Genomic DNA, 16,291 nt, shown 5'->3' with positions numbered 1-16,291 from the left:
TCAGCGCAACGCCGGGATGACCCGCTCCTCGAACAGTTCGAGGTCCTCGCGGTCGACGGCGATGTTCGGGAAGTAGCAGATCCCGTATGCCATACCGGCGTCGGCGAGGCCCCGCAGGTTCTCCGCGACCTGTTCCGGTGTACCGACCGCGGGCATACCCCGGAATGCTCCGAGACTGCCGGCGGCGGCGTCGGGTCCGACGGTCTTGCTCAGCCGGGCTTCGAGGTCGGCGAGTTTGCGCTCCACGTCGGCCTCGGTCTCACCGAGCATGACGTTGTAGTTGGCCGACCGGGTGATCGACTCGAAGTCGCGTCCGAGATCGGCACAGTGCTGTTTCAGCACCTCTGACTTGTGCGTGAACCCTTCCGGCGTGCCGTCGAAGTTGGTGTAGTCGGCGTACTGCGCCGCGATCCGCAGGGTCTTCTTCTCCCCGCCGCCGGCGATCCACAGCGGCAACCGTCCGGCCGTGGGCTGCGGGGCGCAGATGGCGTCGTCGACGGTGTAGTGCTTGCCGTCGAGGGTCGCCCGTCCGGTCTCCCAGGCCTGCTTCATGATCTGCACGCCCTCGTCGAGTCGCGCGAGGCGCTCACCCGCCGACGGGAATCCGTAACCGTATGCCCGCCACTCGTGTTCGTACCACCCGCCGCCGATGCCCATCTGCACGCGACCGCCGGAGATCAGGTCGGCGGTGGCCGCGACCTTGGCCAGGTACATCGGGTTGCGATAACTCATCGCGGTGCACATCTGCCCGATCTCGACCCGACTGGTGGTGGCGGCGAGCGCCGCCACCAGAGTCCACGCCTCGTGGGTGGCCTCGTCGGTCGGCAGCGGCACGGTGTGGAAATGGTCGTAGACCCACACCGAGTCCCATCCGCCCGACTCGGCGCGGTCGGCAACCGACGACATCACCCCCCACTGGTCCGCGGGTTCCACACCCACGAGATCGAGACGCCAGCCCTGGGGAATGAAGAGTCCGAATCGCATGGCGTCCAACTTACGCGGGGACGTGATTGCGCATCAGATCGCAGTCGAGATGAGGTTGTCGGCAGCCCAGTTCAGATGTGCGACAACAGCGTCCCGCGCTCCGCCCGGGTCCCCGGCGGCAATGGCGTCGATGATGACGGCGTGACGGGCCACGTCCATGTTGCCCACGGCACGATCGGTGCCTGCGTACATGATCGACATGCGGATCGAACCCTCGAGGGAGGTCCACGAGTGCACGAGCGTGTCGTTGCCGGTGAGGCGACACAACGCGCGGTGGAAGTCGAGATCGGCTTCGATGCGATCGTCGAGCCGTTCGGTGCCGGCGCTCTCCATCCGCGACAGGGTGTCCCTCAGCTCGGCGACATGGCCCTCTCGTTCGGGCTGGGCGGCGAGTTCGGATGCGGCGAGGGATTCGAGGGCACCGCGCACCGCGAAGATGTCGCGGACCTCTTTCTGATCGAGGCTGCGCACCGAGAGCCGGCCACGCGCGCCCGACACCACGAGGCCCTCCTGTTGCAGCTGACGCAATGCCTCGCGCAGCGTTCCGCGGCTGATACCCAGACGTTCGGACAGCTCGGTTTCGACGAGGGCACTGCGAGGGCGGAGCTCACCGCTGGTGATGGCGGTACGCAGGGCCGCGACGGCCTGCTCACGCAGGTTGGTCCGCTGCAGACCCAGCAGCGCGCCCTTCTGGTCCGCCATGCCCGTCCTCCTGTCGACAACAACGATGTTGACTGCTGTTTGTTGACAAGAGTCTACGTGCACGGAATGTCCAGAAGGGCGCATGGCGGCCGCCGGTCAGAGTTCGGCGAGGACCCGGGACTCGATGCTGTCGGTGGACAGTCCGTACCGGTGGTGCAGGGTCGGCAGCGCGCCGGCGGCGAGGAACTCGTCGGGCAGCGCGATGGCACCGACCTGGACACCGAGTCCGCGTTCGACGACGGCCGCGGCCACGGTCTCGAACAGTCCCCCCACCCGCGTGTGGTTCTCCAGGGTGTAGGCGCGTCGCCCCTTCGCCAGCTCCGCGAGGACGGTGGCCGAGTCGAACGGCTTGATGGTCGGCGTGTGGACGACGCTCACGTCCACATTGTGCCGCTCGAGCCGCTCAGCGGCCTGCAGCGCACGCATGGTCATCAAACCGGAGGAGACGAACACGACGTCGTTGCCGGGGCGCAGCACGTTCGCCTTGCCCAGTTCGAAGGTGTAGTCGTACTCGTCGAGAACGGTGGCCACCTTGCCGCGCAGCAGGCGCAGGTACGACGGGCCGGGCGCCGCCGCGAGTTGCGGTACAGCCTGTTCCAGGTCGACCGAGTCGCAGGGGTCGACGATGGTGAGGTTCGGCATGCCGCGGAAGATCGCCATGTCCTCGGTGGCCTGGTGGCTCGGGCCGTAACCGGTGGTGAGTCCGGGCAACCCGCCGACGATGTTGACGTTCAGGTTCGGCTCGGCGATGTCGAGGCACAGGAAGTCGTAGGCGCGACGCGCGGCGAAGACCGAGTAGGTCGACGCGAACGGGATCAGGCCGGTCTCGGCCATACCGGCCGCGGCACCGAACAGGAGCTGCTCGGCCATACCCATCTGGAAGAATCGGTCGGGCATCGCCTGCGCGAGGATGTGCATGTCCGTGTACTTCGCGAGGTCGGCGCTGAGGCCGACGATCCGCGGATCGGCTTCCGCGGCACGAACGAGTGCGTGGCCGAACGGCGCCGCCACGGTTCGCTGACCGGGGTCGACGAACGAGGCGATCATCGCCGAGGTCTTGAGTTTCGGTGCGGTGGTGGTCATGTCAGGCCTTCGTACTGTTCGATGTGAAACGTTCGGTGAGCTGGTCGCGGCAGATCTGCCACTCGTGGTCCTCGATCCGCATGAAGTGCGCCTTCTCGCGTTCCTCGAGGATCGTCGCGCCGTAGCCGACTCTGGTGTCGCAGACGACGATCGACGGTGTCCCCCGCGGGGTGGCCCGGGAGGTCACGTCGTCGAAGGCCTCGAGGAGCGCTGCCGGATCGTTGCCGTTGACCCGCCGCACGTACCAGCCGGCGGCCTCCCACTTCTGCTCGACCGGTTCGATGTTCAGGATCCCGGCCGTCGGGCCGTCGGCCTGCAGTGCGTTCATGTCGACCATCGCGATCAGGTTGCCCAGTTGATGGTGATGCGCCCCCATGGCAGCCTCCCACGTCGAGCCCTCGTCGAGTTCGCCGTCGGACAGGAAGTTGAAGACCCGGGAGCCCGAACCCTGATGGCGCAATCCGAGGGCCATCCCGACCGCGACGGTCAGTCCGTGGCCCAGTGAGCCGCCGGAGATCTCCATTCCCGGTGTGTACGAGGCCATCCCGGACATGGGTAGCCGGGAGTCGTCGGCCGCGTAGGTGAGCAGTTCCTCGGTCTCGATGATGCCCGCTGCTGCCAGCGCCGCGTAGAGACCGATGGCGTAGTGCCCCGTCGACAGCAGGAAGCGGTCGCGTTCAGGCCATTCCGGGTCGTCGGCACGGTGACGGAGTTGGCCGGCGTAGACGGTGGCGAAGATGTCGGCGGCACCGAGCGCCTGGCCGACATATCCCTGGCCCTGGACCTCGCCCATGTCGATGACATGGTGGCGCATCCGGTAGGCGAAGTCGGTGACGGCGGACAACCGATCGGTGGTGCCGGCCTCGGCGACGGTGGTGGAGGTGAGAGTCACAGCAGTTCCTTGGTGGGATTGGATACGAAAGAGCATTCGGCGACGAGGTCGTGCTCGGCGGCATCACGCTGTGCGTCGGCGACCATGCGACGCTCTGCGGGGCCCCACGTCTCGCGGGTCAACAGTGCGGCGACGAGGCCGATCGCGGCGTAGGCGGCGAACAGCAGGGCCGGTCCGACCCAGCCGAGCCAGATGAAGAGCAGAGTCGTGATGAAGGGCGTGAACCCTGAGACCATGGCCGAGATCTGATAAGCGAGCGAGGCCCCCGAAGCGCGGCGCGCGGCGTCGAACAACTCGGGGAACCACGCGCCCTGCGCACCTGCCAAGGCGTTCTGGCAGACGGCATAGGACAGGATGATCGTCGCGGCGATGAACAGGATCATGCCCGTATTGACCAGCAGGAACATGGGGATCGCGAAGAGTACGGCGAAGGCGCACACACCGATGTAGACCGGGCGCCGGCCGACCTTGTCGGTGAGCGTGGCCCATCCGACGGTGGCGGCCACTCCGATCGCGGACGCGATGCAGAGCGCCGTCAGGGTCTCGCTCTTGGTGGCGAGTTCCTCACTGTGCAGGTACGAGATCATGTAGGTGATCGACACGGCGTAACCGGCGGTCTCGGCGATGCGAAGTCCGATGCCGCGCAAGATGTCTCGCCAGTCGTGCTTGATCGACTCCATCACCGGTGACTTCTCGACCCGGCCCGACTCCTTGACCTCGTCGAAGACCGGGGACTCGGGAACCTTCGCGCGGATGATCAGTCCGACCGCGACCAGCACGATGCTGGCCAGGAACGGCACCCGCCACGCCCAGTCGCCGCCGAGGTGGACGCTGCCGAGGAACACCAGGTTGGCCAGCAGCAGCCCTACCGGGAACCCGGCCTGCACGATGCCGGTGTATCTCCCTTTCGACCGCCACGGCGCGTGCTCGTAGCTCATCAAGATCGCGCCACCCCACTCCGCCCCGAAGGCGAGCCCCTGCACGATACGCACGATGACCAGGAGGATCGGCGCGATCACGCCCACCTGGGCGTAGGTCGGGAGCAGGCCGATGACGAAGGTCGCCAGGCCCATCACGATCAGCGAGGCGACCAGGACCGGTTTGCGGCCGACCCGGTCACCGAGGTGTCCGCCGATGATGCCGCCGATCGGCCGGGCGGCGAATCCCACGCCGAGCGTGGCGAACGCGGCGAGAGTGCCCGCCACCGAACTCTGTCCGGGAAAGAACGCGGTGCCGAAGTACAGGGCCGCAGCCGTACCGAAGCCGATGAAGTCGTAGGTCTCGATCACGGCGCCGACCGAGGAGCCGACGGCAACGCGTTTTGCATCCGGCGTGCCCTCGATCGGGCCGCGCATCTGGAGTGCCGCTGTCGTCATCGCACACCCCTCCTTCGAATAGTGGGTCAAGTTTCTCAGTGAGCGTTGGGCCTCAACAACCACGAGTGTGACCCGTCGCACTTTCATTGTCAACAGTCAACGGTTGCCGGTTGACTGTTAGCTCGTCGACCCCTAATGTGTGCTGCATCACGACAAGGAGGTGGGCGATGCGCCATCCGCGACTCGGCTGCTCGACGATCACGTTTCGTCGACTCGATCTCGACCGTGCCCTCGGCACCATCGCTGAGCTGGGTTTTCGCGAGGTCGACCTGGGTTCACTACCGGCGGTGTGCGAACACGTCCCGCTCCGGCTCGACGGCCGGTCCCGATGCCGGGTCGTCACCGCGGTTCGGAACAGCGGACTGGCGGTTCGCTCGATCAACGCCGACATCGGCGATCTGAACCGGCCCGCCACCCGCGCCGAACTCGACGCCGCTCGCGTGCACCTGGACAACCTGCTGGCGCTGGCGACCGATGTGCGGGCGACCGCCGTGGTACTCCCGAACGGCGCGCTCTCCCATGACCCGGTCGAGACGCTGGGCGCCGACCTCGATCGGGTCGCCGACCGGCTGGTCGAGGCAGCCGGAGCCGCCTCGACCTACGGCGTCGAACTGTGGACCGAGTCACTCCACGTTCACCGCTTGTGCTGTACCGCCGAACGCGCGCTGGCACTGGCCGCGCGCCTGGAGGGCAGCACGGTTCGGCACGTCATCGACTTCAGCCACGTCGTCGCCGCCGGGGCCGACCTTGCCGAGACGATCGACGCCATCGGTCGGGGCATCGCCCACGTCCATCTCCGCGACGCCACTCCCGGCGACATCAACCTCAGCATCGGGCGTGGCGTCGTCGACTTCGCCCAGGGCCTGATCGCATTGCAGCGCAATGCCTTCGACGGTCATCTCACCTTGGAGCTCGAGACACACGACGTCGACGACGCCGATCGTGCATCAGCCGCGGCGGCGGCCGCCGACACCATCGAACCGCTCCTGAACCTCGACTCCGTCAGTACCTGAACGTCTTTCACAGCAAGGAGATCCACCATGAGCACCCAACGCACCGCCATCGTCACCGGCGCCGCATCCGAGACCGGCCTGGGCCGGGCAACAGCCGCGCGCTACGCCGAGGACGGTTGGGCCGTCGTCGTTCTCGACCTCGACGGCGAGGCATCGGCCAAGGTCGCCGCCGAGATCGGGAACGCCTATGACGTTCCCGCGTTCGGCACCGCCATCGATGTCGCCGACGAGTCCTCGGTCACTCGGGCCCACACGGCCATCGCGGCCGAGGTCGCCTCGGGCGCACTGCCCGCGGTCGGCGCACTCGCCAACATCGCCGGCATCACCTCGCCGGTCCCCTTCCTCGAGACCACCCTCGACCTGTGGAACAGGGTGATGGCGGTCAACGCGACCGGCACCTATCTCGTCACGAAGGCGTTCTTGCCGGACATGATCGACAACGGCTGGGGTCGCATCGTCAACATGTCGTCAGTGTCCGCCGAGCGCGGCGGCGGCGTCTTCGGCAAGGTTCCCTACTCGTCGGCCAAGGCCGCCGTCCTCGGCTTCACCAAGAGTCTCGCGCGCGAGCTCGGCGATTGCGGAGTGACCGTCAACGCCGTCGCGCCCGGCGCCGCCGACACCGCGATCCGGGTCGGCAGCACCGCCGAGCAGGAGGCGGCGATCGCCGCGAGCATCCCGCTCGGACGCGTGGCCACCACGCGAGAGGTGGCGTCGGTCATCACCTTCCTGAGTTCCGAGGACGCCGCCTACCTCACCGGCACCACCATCGACATCAACGGCGGAAGCCACATGCACTGACTCGCCGTCCCCACAGTTCAGCGATCCGCCCGGTCCCCGTACCGGGCGGATCGTTCGTCCCCAAGGGCGTTGTCGAGAAAACTTACAAGCAGTCCGGACTGTTTGTGCTATCGTCGCCGATGTGACCGAGCCCACCCGAACCCCGCGTCGACGCACCCAGGCCGAGCGCACCGCGACAACGCGTGCGCTGATCCTCGACGCGACCGTCGACGCCCTGGTCGACGTCGGTTACGCGGCCACCACCACGCAGGAGGTGAACCGGCGGGCCGGCGTCTCCCGCGGGGCCCTGCTGCACCACTTCCCCACCCGGGAATCGCTCGTGGTCGCCGCCGTCGGACACCTCGTCGAACGCCGGCTGGCAGAGATCCTGTCGCGGCCCCGCACCGGTGACGAGGGTCTGGAAATTCTCATCGAGGCGTTCAGCGGCCCACTGTTCGATGCCGCGCTCGAGTTGTGGGTCGCCGCCCGGTGCGACGTCGGCTTGCGGACCGCGATCATCCCGCTCGAACAGCAGGTGTCCGACGCGCTCGCCGTGGGGTCTGCCGAATTGTTCGGTGACCGCTACACCGCCGCCGAACTCGAACTCTCCATCGAACTCGCACGTGGTCTGGCCGTGTCGCGCATCTTGCGCTCCCCCGACGCCGACCGCGCCCTGCTCGACGATCTCCTGCCCGTCTGGAAGGAACTGCTGACCCATGACTGACACCAGTCCCACTCCCCTGCACGAGAACACGCTGCCCCGACGCGTCGACGTCCTCGTCGTCGGCGTCGGGTTCGGCGGACTCGCCGCCCTGCACAGGCTCCGCACAGATCATCCGCAACTGCAGACCCTGGCCATCGAACGCGCCGACGGCGCAGGCGGCGTCTGGCGGGAGAACGACTACCCGGGAGCGGCATGCGATGTGCCGACGTCGCTGTACTCCCTGTCCTTCGCGCCGAACCCGGACTGGTCCAACACCTACGGTCGACGCCACGAGATCCACCGCTATCTGCGTTCGGTCGCAGCCGGTTTCGCCGATCAGATCCGCTACAACTGCGCCCTGACGTCGGCACGGTGGGACGGCGGCGCACAGGAGTGGGTCGTGTCGACGACCGACGGCGAGATCCGGTGCCGCTACCTGGTGGCCGCACCCGGCGCCCTGTCCGAACCGGGACTGCCGGCCGTCGCCGGAGCGGATGAGTTCACCGGCACGATGTTCCACTCCGCGCAATGGGACCACTCCCACGACCTGCGCGGCCGCCGCGTCGCGATCGTCGGCACCGGCGCGTCGGCGATCCAGATCGTGCCCGAGATCGTCGACGAGGTAGGACATCTGACGGTCTTCCAGCGCACTCCCGCCTGGGTGGTGCCGCGTCTGGACCGCAACATCGGCACGCTCGAACGCGCGCTCTATCGTCGCGTTCCCGGAGTCCACCGGCTCGTCCGGAGGATGGTGTGGACCTATCGCGAGGCCTACGTGCTCATGATGGCCCGCAATCCCAAGCTGCTCCCGATCGCGAAGACCATCGCCCTGGCACAGCTGCGCGTCCAGGTCCGCGACCGCGCCCTACGTCGTCGGCTCACCCCCGACTACACCATCGGCTGCAAGCGGATGCTGTTGACCAACAAGTGGTTTCCCGCGCTCCAGCGCGACAACGCCACCGTGACCGGCGCGATCACCCGCCTCACCGCGCGTGGCGCCGTCGACGACCAGGGCCGCGAACACGAGGTCGACACAGTCGTGTTCGCAACCGGGTTCACCCCCACCGAACCGCCGATCGCGTCGGCGATCACCGGACGCGACGGCCGCACCCTCGCCCAGGCGTGGGCCGGTTCGCCCCGCGCCTACCGCGGGGTCGAGATCCACGGCTTCCCCAACCTGTTCTTCCTGTACGGCCCCAACACCAACCTGGGCCACAGCTCGATCGTGCTGATGCTGGAACCGCAGGCGTACTTCATGAGCAAGGCACTCGCCGAACTGTCCCGCAGCGGCCGTTCGGCCGTCGAGGTCACCGAAGCCGCGCAGGATCGCTACAACTCCGACCTCGACCCCGAACTCGAACGCACAGTGTGGAATTCGGGCGGATGCTCGAGCTGGTACCTCGACTCCACCGGACGCAACTCGGTGATGTGGCCGAAGTTCACGAGCGACTTCCGTCGGATGATGTCGTCGTTCGACCCCGCCGACCACCGGTTCGACGATGCAATCCCCGCCGCCGCATCCGTGCACAGCGCCACCGAGACCGACACCGAGAGGACCGTCGCACCGTGAGTTCCACCCCTGACCACTACGACGCGATCGTCATCGGCTCCGGTTTCGGCGGTTCGGTTGCGGCCCTGCGACTCACCGAGAAGGGTTACCGGGTCGCCGTCGTCGAGTCCGGACGCCGTTTCACCGACGGCGATCTGCCCAAGACGAGTTGGCGCCTCAAGGACTATGTGTGGGCGCCCGCGCTCGGACTGTTCGGTGTGCAGCGCATGCATCTGCTGCGCGACGTCCTCGTCATGGCCGGCGCCGGCGTCGGCGGCGGATCGCTGAACTACGCGAACACCCTGTACCGGCCGCTGCCCGCCTTCTTCGACGACCCGCACTGGGGGTCGATCACCGACTGGGCGTCCGAGCTCGACCCGTACTACGACCAGGCCTCGCGCATGCTCGGCGTGACCACCTATCCGAAGGTGACGCCCGCCGACCGCGTGATCCGCAAGGTCGCCGAGGAGATGGGTGTCGGCGACACCTTCGTCCACACCCCGGTCGGCGTGTTCTTCGGCGAGGCGGGCAGGACCGTCGACGACCCGTTCTTCGGCGGCGCCGGCCCCGCGCGCACCGGGTGCACCGATTGCGGTGCATGCATGACGGGATGTCCGGTGGGAGCGAAGAACACCCTCGTCAAGAACTATCTCTACCTGGCCGAACAGGCCGGCGCCGAGATCATCCCGATGACGACCGTCGACACCGTCCGGCCGCGTTCGCGCGGTGGTTACGTCGTGGAGTCGCACCGGTCGGGCCGTCGCTGGTCACGCCGCGGACGCCGCACGTTCACCGCCGATCACGTGGTGTTCGCCGCAGGCACCTACGGCACCAACAAGCTGCTGCTGAACATGCAGGTGGGCGGCCACCTGCCCGGGCTGTCGTCTCGCCTGGGCAAGGTGGTCCGCACCAACTCCGAGGCGGTCCTGGCCGCCACCGCCCGCGACCTCGAGACCGACTACACCGAGGGTGTGGCGATCACGTCGTCGTTCCATCCCAATGCGCACACCCACATCGAGCCGGTGCGATACGGCAAGGGCAGCAACCTGATCGGCCTGCTGCAGGCGATCCTCGTCGACGGCGACGGACGCCTGCCGCGCCCGTTGCAGGCGCTCGTCGAGATGGTCCGCCATCCGCTGATCACGCTCCGCGGCCTCTCCGTTCACCGCTGGTCGGAGCGTACGATCATCGCGCTCGTCATGCAGACGGCCGACAACTCGCTCGAACTGTTCTCCCGCCGAGGCCGATTCGGCCCGATGCTGCGCAGCAGGCAGGGTGCGGGCGATCCGCCGCCGACATGGATCCCGGAAGGGCACGACGCGGTGCGCGCCGTCGCGCGCGAGATCGACGGCGACGCGGGCGGTTCCATCGTCGACCTGCTGAACATCCCGATGACCGCGCACTTCCTGGGCGGCTGTTCGATCGGGCGGTCGGCGCACGACGGTGTGGTGGATCCGTACCACCGCGTGTTCAACCACCCGGGCCTGCACGTCGTCGACGGCGCGACCGTCTCGGCAAACCTCGGTGTCAACCCGTCACTGACGATCACCGCGCAGGCCGAACGCGCGCTGGCGATGTGGCCGAATGCCGGCGAGGCCGACCCACGGCCCGAGCTCGGCGCGTCGTACCGGCCGGTCGAGCCGGTCGAGCCCCATCACCCGACCGTGCCGGCGCACGCACCCGGCGCGCTCCGCCTCCCGATCACGCCGGTGTCCAACACTTCACGCGCTGGTTGAGCCGGTTCCCCTCCGCTGGTTGAGCCGGCAGCCAGCCCCCCGCTGGTTGAGCCGGCAGCCAGCCCCCCCGCTGGTTGAGCCGGCAGCCAACCCCCCGCTGGTTGAGCCGGCACCGAGCGCAGCGAGGCGCCGAGTCGAAACCACTTGGTGACCCAAACGCCGAAACTCACCCCACACGGCACCTGTGGAAACTCTCGCCGCTCACCGTCGGCTGTGGAAACCTTGGCTGATTCGTCGCCGCCATCCTCGACAGTCGACTCATGCCCGGATTCCTCTACATCCTCGAATGCTCCGACGGCACTCTCTACGTCGGCAGCACCCGCAACGTCGAGCACCGCGTCGACCAGCATCAGACCGGGAATGGATCGCGGTACACGCGGCCTCGTAAACCGGTTCGACTGGTCTACCAGCAGGAGTTCCCGCACATCGGCGAGGCCTACGCAGCCGAACGCCGGATTCACGGATGGTCTCGCGCGAAACGCATCGCGCTCGTCGAAGGGAAGTTCGACCTGCTTCCTAAACTGTCGCGGTCGGATACAGGATAGAGATCAGTCGAACACACGTGCGAAACCGGTGTAGACTGCGTTCATGTCTGTCGGCACTCAGGGCTCGTTGTTCTCGGAACAGTCTGCGGAGCCAATACTCGGCGATCTGTCGGACTCGCTCTCGCGTCGTCCACTGACCGAGGGGGCATGGGTTGATCTTTGCCCCGGTTGGATCGGCGGGGCCGACGTACTCTTCGATCGGCTCCGCGAGTCCGTCCCCTGGCGCGCCGAGCGTCGTCGTATGTACGAACGGGTCGTCGAGGTACCGCGGCTCGTCTCGATCTACCAGGCCGATCAGCGATTCCCCGACCCGATCATCGCCGAGGCTCGCACCGCCCTGACCGAGCACTACCGGGATGAACTACCAGAGGGATTCGCGACAGCCGGGATAAGCCTCTATCGAGACGGCGAGGACTCAGTCGCGTGGCACGGCGACCGCATCGGTCGAGCATCCACACACGACACCATGGTTGCCATCATCTCGCTCGGTGCCCCTCGGCCCCTGATGCTCAGACCCCGCGGTGGCGGGCGGTCGCTGAAGTTCACCCTCTCCTCGGGCGATCTACTCGTGATGGGCGGAAGTTGTCAACGCACCTGGGAACACGCAGTGCCCAAGGTTCGCGGCGTCGGCGCGCGGATCAGCATTCAATTGAGGCCGCCCGGGGTGTGGTGATCTAAGCCGGTTCGGTCACCAGGTGGCTTCGACTCGGCGCCTCGCTCCGCTCGGTGCCGGCTCAACCAGCGGAGGGTGGCTCGGTGCCGGCTCAACCAGCGGACGGTGGCTTGAGCGGCTCTACCCACAGGGGCAGTTGCCTACGCACACGCCTATCCTCGTGCTTTAATCATTTCGTTATAAACCGCGAGGACCGAGAGAAGCCATGAAGCGCACCCGTATCGCCGCCGCCCTGCTCGCCACCGCCGCCCTGGCCCTGCCGGTCGCGCCGGCGGCCGCCAACCCGCTCGACACGCTGTTCGGAAGCGCCAGCGGCAGCCTCGACTCCGGCAGCGCCGCGCTCGGCTCGTCGGGAGGCGACAAGGTGACGCACTACGGCAAGCTCGGCCGTCCCGGCGCACCGAACGGCATCAAGTCGATCAACGTGTGGGTCTACACGCCCGACAAGACCCCGGCGGTCGTGCCGAACACCTTCCCGAAGAACTCGCGACTGGGGGTGCGCTGGAACTCGATCATCGACGCCGGTCCGATCGTCGACGGCAACGAGTGCCGCATGGAGGTCCGCCTGTCCGGACCCAAGGTCCCCAAGCAGGCCGCACTGTTCAAGACCCAGGACTGCACCGCGGTGAAGTCCTACTTCTTCAAGGGCGCGGGCGACTTCACCATCCGCGTCACCGACACCGTCTCCGGCGCGTCGAACAGCATCGCTTTCAGCGTTCAGTGAGTCAGCCGGCGGCGACGTCGAACTTCTCGCCCGTCAGTCGCTCCGATTCCTCCCACAGCGCCGCCCGAAACTGCGCGTCGTCCGCGGCCTTCTTGTAACCGCTACGTCCAGGGGCGCCTCGCATGCCGAAGAACTCGCTGGGCCCGAAGAACGTCCCGGACACCACATCCGGCGTCGTGGCCGCGTACAACTGCGGGAGCGCACCGTCGGCAGCCGGCTGGGCGATGGGCAGCTTGTTGCCGAGCTTCGCGAAGAAGTCGGAGAAATTCTCGCTGCGGCCCTGCAATTCGGTTGCGGCATAACCGGGATGGGCCACCAGCGACTTCTTCGACGACCCGGCGGCGTCGAGTCGCGCGGCGAGCTCCTTGCCGAACATGAGGTTGGCCATCTTGGAGTCGCCGTAGGCGCGCCAGCGCCGGTAGCGCCGCTGCTCCCAGTTCAGGTCGTCGAGCTGGATGCGACCGATCTGATGGACGGTCGACGACACGGTCACCACGCGATCGGTGATCTTCGGCAGCAGTAGCGCAGTCAGCGCGAAGTGACCGAGATGGTTGGTACCGATCTGCATCTCGAAGCCGTCCGCGGTTCGTCGAAGCGGCACCGCCATGAGACCGGCGTTGTTGACGAGCACATCGGCCCCGGTGACGCCGGCGGCGAAGGTGCGCACCGACTCCAGATCGGCGAGGTCGAGTTTCGCGACAGTCGCCTTCGATCCCAGCTCCGAGGCCACGGCGTCGGCTTTCGCGGTGTTGCGACAGGCGAGCACGACGTCGGCGCCGGCGCGCACGAGCGCCTTCGCCGTCTGGTAGCCGAGTCCGCTGTTGGCACCGGTCACCACGAACGTCCGGCCGGACTGGTCCGGAATGTCTGCTGTCGTCCAACCACTCATCGCGACCCCCTGGGATGCGTTGTCTCGTCCGGCACCGACGCCGGGTCCGTGCGGCCCACGCTATTGACCGGTGGGGACGACGTCAACGAGTCGACTCCGGCGCCGTGAACGTGAAGCGGGGTCATCCGCTGAAGAATGTCATCAGCCGCAACGGGTTCGCCCCGACGATCCGCCGGGCGGGCCGCAACAATTCCGCGATCAGATTGGTCGACGACCCGAGACGCTCGACGAGCTGGATCGGCGCGTAGAAGGCGGTGGGCTCCGACCGGCCGCGCATGATCCGCGTGCCGAGAAGCTTCCATTCCTCGGCTTCCTCGCCCGCCGACTCGACGGCGGCACCGCTCGCCAGGGCCGGGATGCGTCCGGTCTTGGCCATGTCGGACAACCGAGCGCACTCGTTGACCGGGTCGCCGATGACGGTGTATTCGTAGCGCCGTTCGGCACCGATGTTCCCGGCGAATGCCTCGCCGTAGGAAACGCCTATCCCCCAACGGATGTCGAGGCTGTTGGCAAGGCGGTCGGCGAGGTCGCGGGCAGCACCCAGTGCGGCACCGGCCGGGTCGTCGATGTCGACGGGTGCACCGAAGACGGCGAGCGCGGCATCGCCCTCGAACTTGTTGACGAAGCCGGAGTGCTGATCGACGACGTCCGCGACGATGCTGAAGAACGCGTTGAGCAGGGCGGCGGTGTCATCGGGACTGCGTTGCTGCGCCAGCGCGGTCGATCCGACGATGTCGACGAAGAGGACGCCGACGCGGGTATTGGTTCCGTGCATGCCGACCCCGTCGGAGATCGCGAGATCGGCCACGGTGTCCCCGACGTGTCGCGCGAATATCTCACGCATGCGGTCACGTTCGGCGAGGCCCTCGACCATCTGGTTGAAACCGTGTTGCAGCACACCGAGTTCCGACGAGTCGTAGACGGGGACGCGTGCTCGGTAGTCGCCGTGGTCGACGCGGTGTACCGCGCGGCGCATCTCGGTCAGCGGGTCGGTGATCGCCTGTCCGACAAGCGCGATGACGCGCGCTCCGGACGCCAGACCGACCAGGGTCAGGATCACCGTCGTCCAGTCGACGGCACCGTGGACATCGGGCAGCAGACCGGTCCACCGGCCGGCGTTGACGGTCAGCAGTCCGACCATCGGCACCGCCGAACTCACCGCCCACACCGCCAGCATCCGTACGCGCACGCCGTTCATGACGTGATTGGTGGGAAAGTCCTCGAGCACGACGACGGCCAGCGGCCGGGCGGCGCGCTCGGCGAACAGGTAGGTGAGACAGGCGCTCGACGACCCGGCGAGCGCGAAGGCCACCGCCACCCCGGCGACGGTCGCGGTGGTCAGTTGGTCGGCGATGAGTACGTAGAACAGCACCGCCGCCGACCAGGCCGTCGCGGTGACCACGACTTGGACGATCGGTATCCGCTGGACCGAGCGCCGCCGCGCGTGATCGGCGGGCTCGCAGCTGATGAACCACCGGAGCTGCGGCCGGACGGCGAACAGTCCCAGGATGAGATTGGTGAGGATTCCGACCACGATCGCACCCACGACCACCGGGAAATTGGGCGCGCCCAGCGTCTCGTCGAAGGTGAGTTGTCCGCCGTTGAAGGCCAGTTGGACGAGCAGGAAGGTCTCGACGCCGATCACCGCATTGCTGGCGATCACGGCGGTCATCGCGGTGACGGTGGCGTGGAGAGCGATCTTGCTGCGGATCGGCGGACCGATCCGGGCCCATCCGCGCGGACTCGGGACCGTGGACACGCCCCACAGAAAACCCGCAGTGCGTCGGCGCAGACGTGTCCACGGCGCACCACGACGGGTCCGGCGTGGTCGTCCCATCGGCCTCTCCTGCCTGACGGCGTTCCCCGCAGCCTACCGAAGGGAAAAGGGGCCGAAACCACAAATGGACCGGCACCGCCGCGGGGTGGGCGCGGTGCCGGTCCATCGACCGGTCGGACTCGGGGGTTCCGGTGAGTCCGACCGGGGTCATGCGCGGATCAGGCCTGCAGGGCCTCGATCTCGAGGTTGATGGTGATCTTGTCGCCGACGACGACGCCGCCGCCCTCGAGCGGCATCTCGATGTCGATGCCGAATTCCTTGCGGCTGAGGACGACCTTTGCCTCGAAGCCGGCAACGGTGCCCTGGCCCATGCCCGGGTTGGTGCCCTCGAACTCGAGCTCGAGCGTGACGGGCTTGGTGACACCCTTCAGGGTGAAGTCGCCGTCGAGCAGGTAGTCGTCGCCGTTCTGGCGCACGCCGGTCGACACGAAGGTGGCCGTCGGGAACTTCTCGGCGTCGAAGAAGTCGGCGGACTTGATGTGGCCGTCGCGCTGCTCGTTGCGGGTGTTGATCGAGGTGACGTCGATCTCGGCCTGCACGGAGGGGGTGCCGTTCTCGTCGACGGTGATGGTGCCGGAGAAGTTGTCGAAGCTTCCGCGGACCTTGCTGACCATCAGGTGCTTGACGGAGAAGTTGACCGCCGAGTGCACGGCGTCGATGGTCCAGGTGCCGGCGGGGATGGGTGCCTTGACGGTGGTTGCGGAGGTCATGTGTGGTCCTTCCAGAGGGAGTTGTCGTGCTTCACCAGACACTAACCGGACCACGGTCCGATTTCATCCCTCGCACTGCAGTGATGTGCGTCACACAC

16 protein-coding genes are annotated in these 16,291 nt (G+C 67.4%); 8 read left to right on the top strand and 8 right to left on the bottom strand.

Translation table 11 applies throughout. The features are described 5' to 3' along the window. From AC3B6C_RS13455 to AC3B6C_RS13435, 5 genes are all read right to left on the bottom strand, one after another. Positions 1-984 carry an LLM class F420-dependent oxidoreductase gene (locus tag AC3B6C_RS13455; protein WP_488373107.1) on the bottom strand — a complete coding sequence of 328 codons (984 nt, stop codon included), beginning with the start codon at positions 982-984 and terminating at the stop codon, positions 1-3. A gap of 33 nt (positions 985-1,017) precedes the next feature. Further along, a complete protein-coding gene (locus AC3B6C_RS13450; RefSeq protein WP_488373105.1) occupies positions 1,018-1,686 on the bottom strand; it encodes a GntR family transcriptional regulator in 669 nt (222 codons plus the stop codon). Positions 1,687-1,782: 96 nt separating this feature from the next. Further along, positions 1,783-2,769: a transketolase family protein gene (locus AC3B6C_RS13445; RefSeq protein ID WP_488373104.1), complete on the bottom strand. Its 987-nt coding sequence runs from the start codon at positions 2,767-2,769 to the stop codon at positions 1,783-1,785. 1 nt (position 2,770) lies between these two features. Further along, entirely contained in the window at positions 2,771-3,697 is a 927-nt protein-coding gene (locus AC3B6C_RS13440; RefSeq protein ID WP_488373103.1) for a transketolase, read from the bottom strand. Further along, a complete protein-coding gene (locus AC3B6C_RS13435; protein ID WP_488373102.1) occupies positions 3,658-5,037 on the bottom strand; it encodes an MFS transporter in 1,380 nt (459 codons plus the stop codon). The genes AC3B6C_RS13440 and AC3B6C_RS13435 overlap by 40 nt, the downstream gene beginning before the upstream one ends. 167 nt (positions 5,038-5,204) lie before the next feature. Here AC3B6C_RS13435 and AC3B6C_RS13430 point away from each other — a divergent pair, with 167 nt between their 5' ends. The 8 genes from AC3B6C_RS13430 to AC3B6C_RS13395 all read left to right on the top strand — a co-directional run bounded on the left by AC3B6C_RS13430 (position 5,205) and on the right by AC3B6C_RS13395 (position 12,757). Further along, complete coding sequence (locus AC3B6C_RS13430) at positions 5,205-6,050, top strand: sugar phosphate isomerase/epimerase family protein (protein WP_488373101.1); 846 nt, start codon at positions 5,205-5,207, stop codon at positions 6,048-6,050. A 27-nt stretch (positions 6,051-6,077) separates the two neighbouring features. Further along, positions 6,078-6,848 (top strand): SDR family NAD(P)-dependent oxidoreductase, encoded by a 771-nt coding sequence (locus AC3B6C_RS13425; RefSeq protein WP_014925707.1) that lies wholly within the window; start codon positions 6,078-6,080, stop codon positions 6,846-6,848. Positions 6,849-6,969: 121 nt separating this feature from the next. Continuing rightward, on the top strand, positions 6,970-7,551 hold the full coding sequence (locus AC3B6C_RS13420; RefSeq protein WP_014925706.1) for a TetR/AcrR family transcriptional regulator: 582 nt from the start codon (positions 6,970-6,972) through the stop codon (positions 7,549-7,551). Further along, complete coding sequence (locus AC3B6C_RS13415) at positions 7,544-9,100, top strand: flavin-containing monooxygenase (RefSeq protein ID WP_488373100.1); 1,557 nt, start codon at positions 7,544-7,546, stop codon at positions 9,098-9,100. Before AC3B6C_RS13420 ends, AC3B6C_RS13415 begins: the two co-directional genes overlap by 8 nt. After that, entirely contained in the window at positions 9,097-10,815 is a 1,719-nt protein-coding gene (locus AC3B6C_RS13410; RefSeq protein WP_488373098.1) for a GMC family oxidoreductase N-terminal domain-containing protein, read from the top strand. The genes AC3B6C_RS13415 and AC3B6C_RS13410 overlap by 4 nt, the downstream gene beginning before the upstream one ends. Positions 10,816-11,075: 260 nt before the next feature. Beyond that, positions 11,076-11,360, top strand: a complete 285-nt coding sequence (locus AC3B6C_RS13405; protein ID WP_488373097.1) for a GIY-YIG nuclease family protein — start codon at positions 11,076-11,078, stop codon at positions 11,358-11,360. A 43-nt stretch (positions 11,361-11,403) separates the two neighbouring features. Continuing rightward, entirely contained in the window at positions 11,404-12,033 is a 630-nt protein-coding gene (locus AC3B6C_RS13400) for an alpha-ketoglutarate-dependent dioxygenase AlkB (RefSeq protein WP_488373096.1), read from the top strand. Positions 12,034-12,238: 205 nt separating this feature from the next. Continuing rightward, on the top strand, positions 12,239-12,757 hold the full coding sequence (locus AC3B6C_RS13395) for a hypothetical protein (RefSeq protein WP_488373095.1): 519 nt from the start codon (positions 12,239-12,241) through the stop codon (positions 12,755-12,757). Position 12,758: 1 nt separating this feature from the next. Here AC3B6C_RS13395 and AC3B6C_RS13390 read toward each other — a convergent pair whose 3' ends face one another. From AC3B6C_RS13390 to AC3B6C_RS13380, 3 genes are all read right to left on the bottom strand, one after another. Continuing rightward, a complete protein-coding gene (locus tag AC3B6C_RS13390) occupies positions 12,759-13,646 on the bottom strand; it encodes an oxidoreductase (RefSeq protein WP_488373094.1) in 888 nt (295 codons plus the stop codon). Between the two features lie 121 nt (positions 13,647-13,767). After that, complete coding sequence (locus AC3B6C_RS13385) at positions 13,768-15,483, bottom strand: adenylate/guanylate cyclase domain-containing protein (RefSeq protein ID WP_488373093.1); 1,716 nt, start codon at positions 15,481-15,483, stop codon at positions 13,768-13,770. 158 nt (positions 15,484-15,641) lie between these two features. Then, a complete protein-coding gene (locus AC3B6C_RS13380; protein ID WP_010844148.1) occupies positions 15,642-16,193 on the bottom strand; it encodes a YceI family protein in 552 nt (183 codons plus the stop codon). Positions 16,194-16,291 lie beyond the last annotated feature (98 nt).

It is taken from the genome of Gordonia sp. 11cp (assembly GCF_057767225.1).
Note: the sequence above shows the minus strand (reverse complement) of the source record. Positions and strands in the feature narration are given on the sequence as shown.

What these genes read in the sequence shown, in the direction of transcription:
- AC3B6C_RS13450 (WP_488373105.1), bottom strand. Translation starts at nt 1,686, where the DNA reads ATGGCGGACCAGAAGGGCGCGCTGCTGGGTCTGCAGCGGACCAACCTG.
- AC3B6C_RS13425 (WP_014925707.1), top strand. Translation starts at nt 6,078, where the DNA reads ATGAGCACCCAACGCACCGCCATCGTCACCGGCGCCGCATCCGAGACC.
- AC3B6C_RS13455 (WP_488373107.1), bottom strand. Translation starts at nt 984, where the DNA reads ATGCGATTCGGACTCTTCATTCCCCAGGGCTGGCGTCTCGATCTCGTG.
- AC3B6C_RS13380 (WP_010844148.1), bottom strand. Translation starts at nt 16,193, where the DNA reads ATGACCTCCGCAACCACCGTCAAGGCACCCATCCCCGCCGGCACCTGG.
- AC3B6C_RS13395 (WP_488373095.1), top strand. Translation starts at nt 12,239, where the DNA reads ATGAAGCGCACCCGTATCGCCGCCGCCCTGCTCGCCACCGCCGCCCTG.
- AC3B6C_RS13400 (WP_488373096.1), top strand. Translation starts at nt 11,404, where the DNA reads ATGTCTGTCGGCACTCAGGGCTCGTTGTTCTCGGAACAGTCTGCGGAG.
- AC3B6C_RS13430 (WP_488373101.1), top strand. Translation starts at nt 5,205, where the DNA reads ATGCGCCATCCGCGACTCGGCTGCTCGACGATCACGTTTCGTCGACTC.
- AC3B6C_RS13385 (WP_488373093.1), bottom strand. Translation starts at nt 15,483, where the DNA reads ATGGGACGACCACGCCGGACCCGTCGTGGTGCGCCGTGGACACGTCTG.
- AC3B6C_RS13415 (WP_488373100.1), top strand. Translation starts at nt 7,544, where the DNA reads ATGACTGACACCAGTCCCACTCCCCTGCACGAGAACACGCTGCCCCGA.
- AC3B6C_RS13435 (WP_488373102.1), bottom strand. Translation starts at nt 5,037, where the DNA reads ATGACGACAGCGGCACTCCAGATGCGCGGCCCGATCGAGGGCACGCCG.
- AC3B6C_RS13440 (WP_488373103.1), bottom strand. Translation starts at nt 3,697, where the DNA reads ATGCTCTTTCGTATCCAATCCCACCAAGGAACTGCTGTGACTCTCACC.
- AC3B6C_RS13405 (WP_488373097.1), top strand. Translation starts at nt 11,076, where the DNA reads ATGCCCGGATTCCTCTACATCCTCGAATGCTCCGACGGCACTCTCTAC.
- AC3B6C_RS13445 (WP_488373104.1), bottom strand. Translation starts at nt 2,769, where the DNA reads ATGACCACCACCGCACCGAAACTCAAGACCTCGGCGATGATCGCCTCG.
- AC3B6C_RS13390 (WP_488373094.1), bottom strand. Translation starts at nt 13,646, where the DNA reads ATGAGTGGTTGGACGACAGCAGACATTCCGGACCAGTCCGGCCGGACG.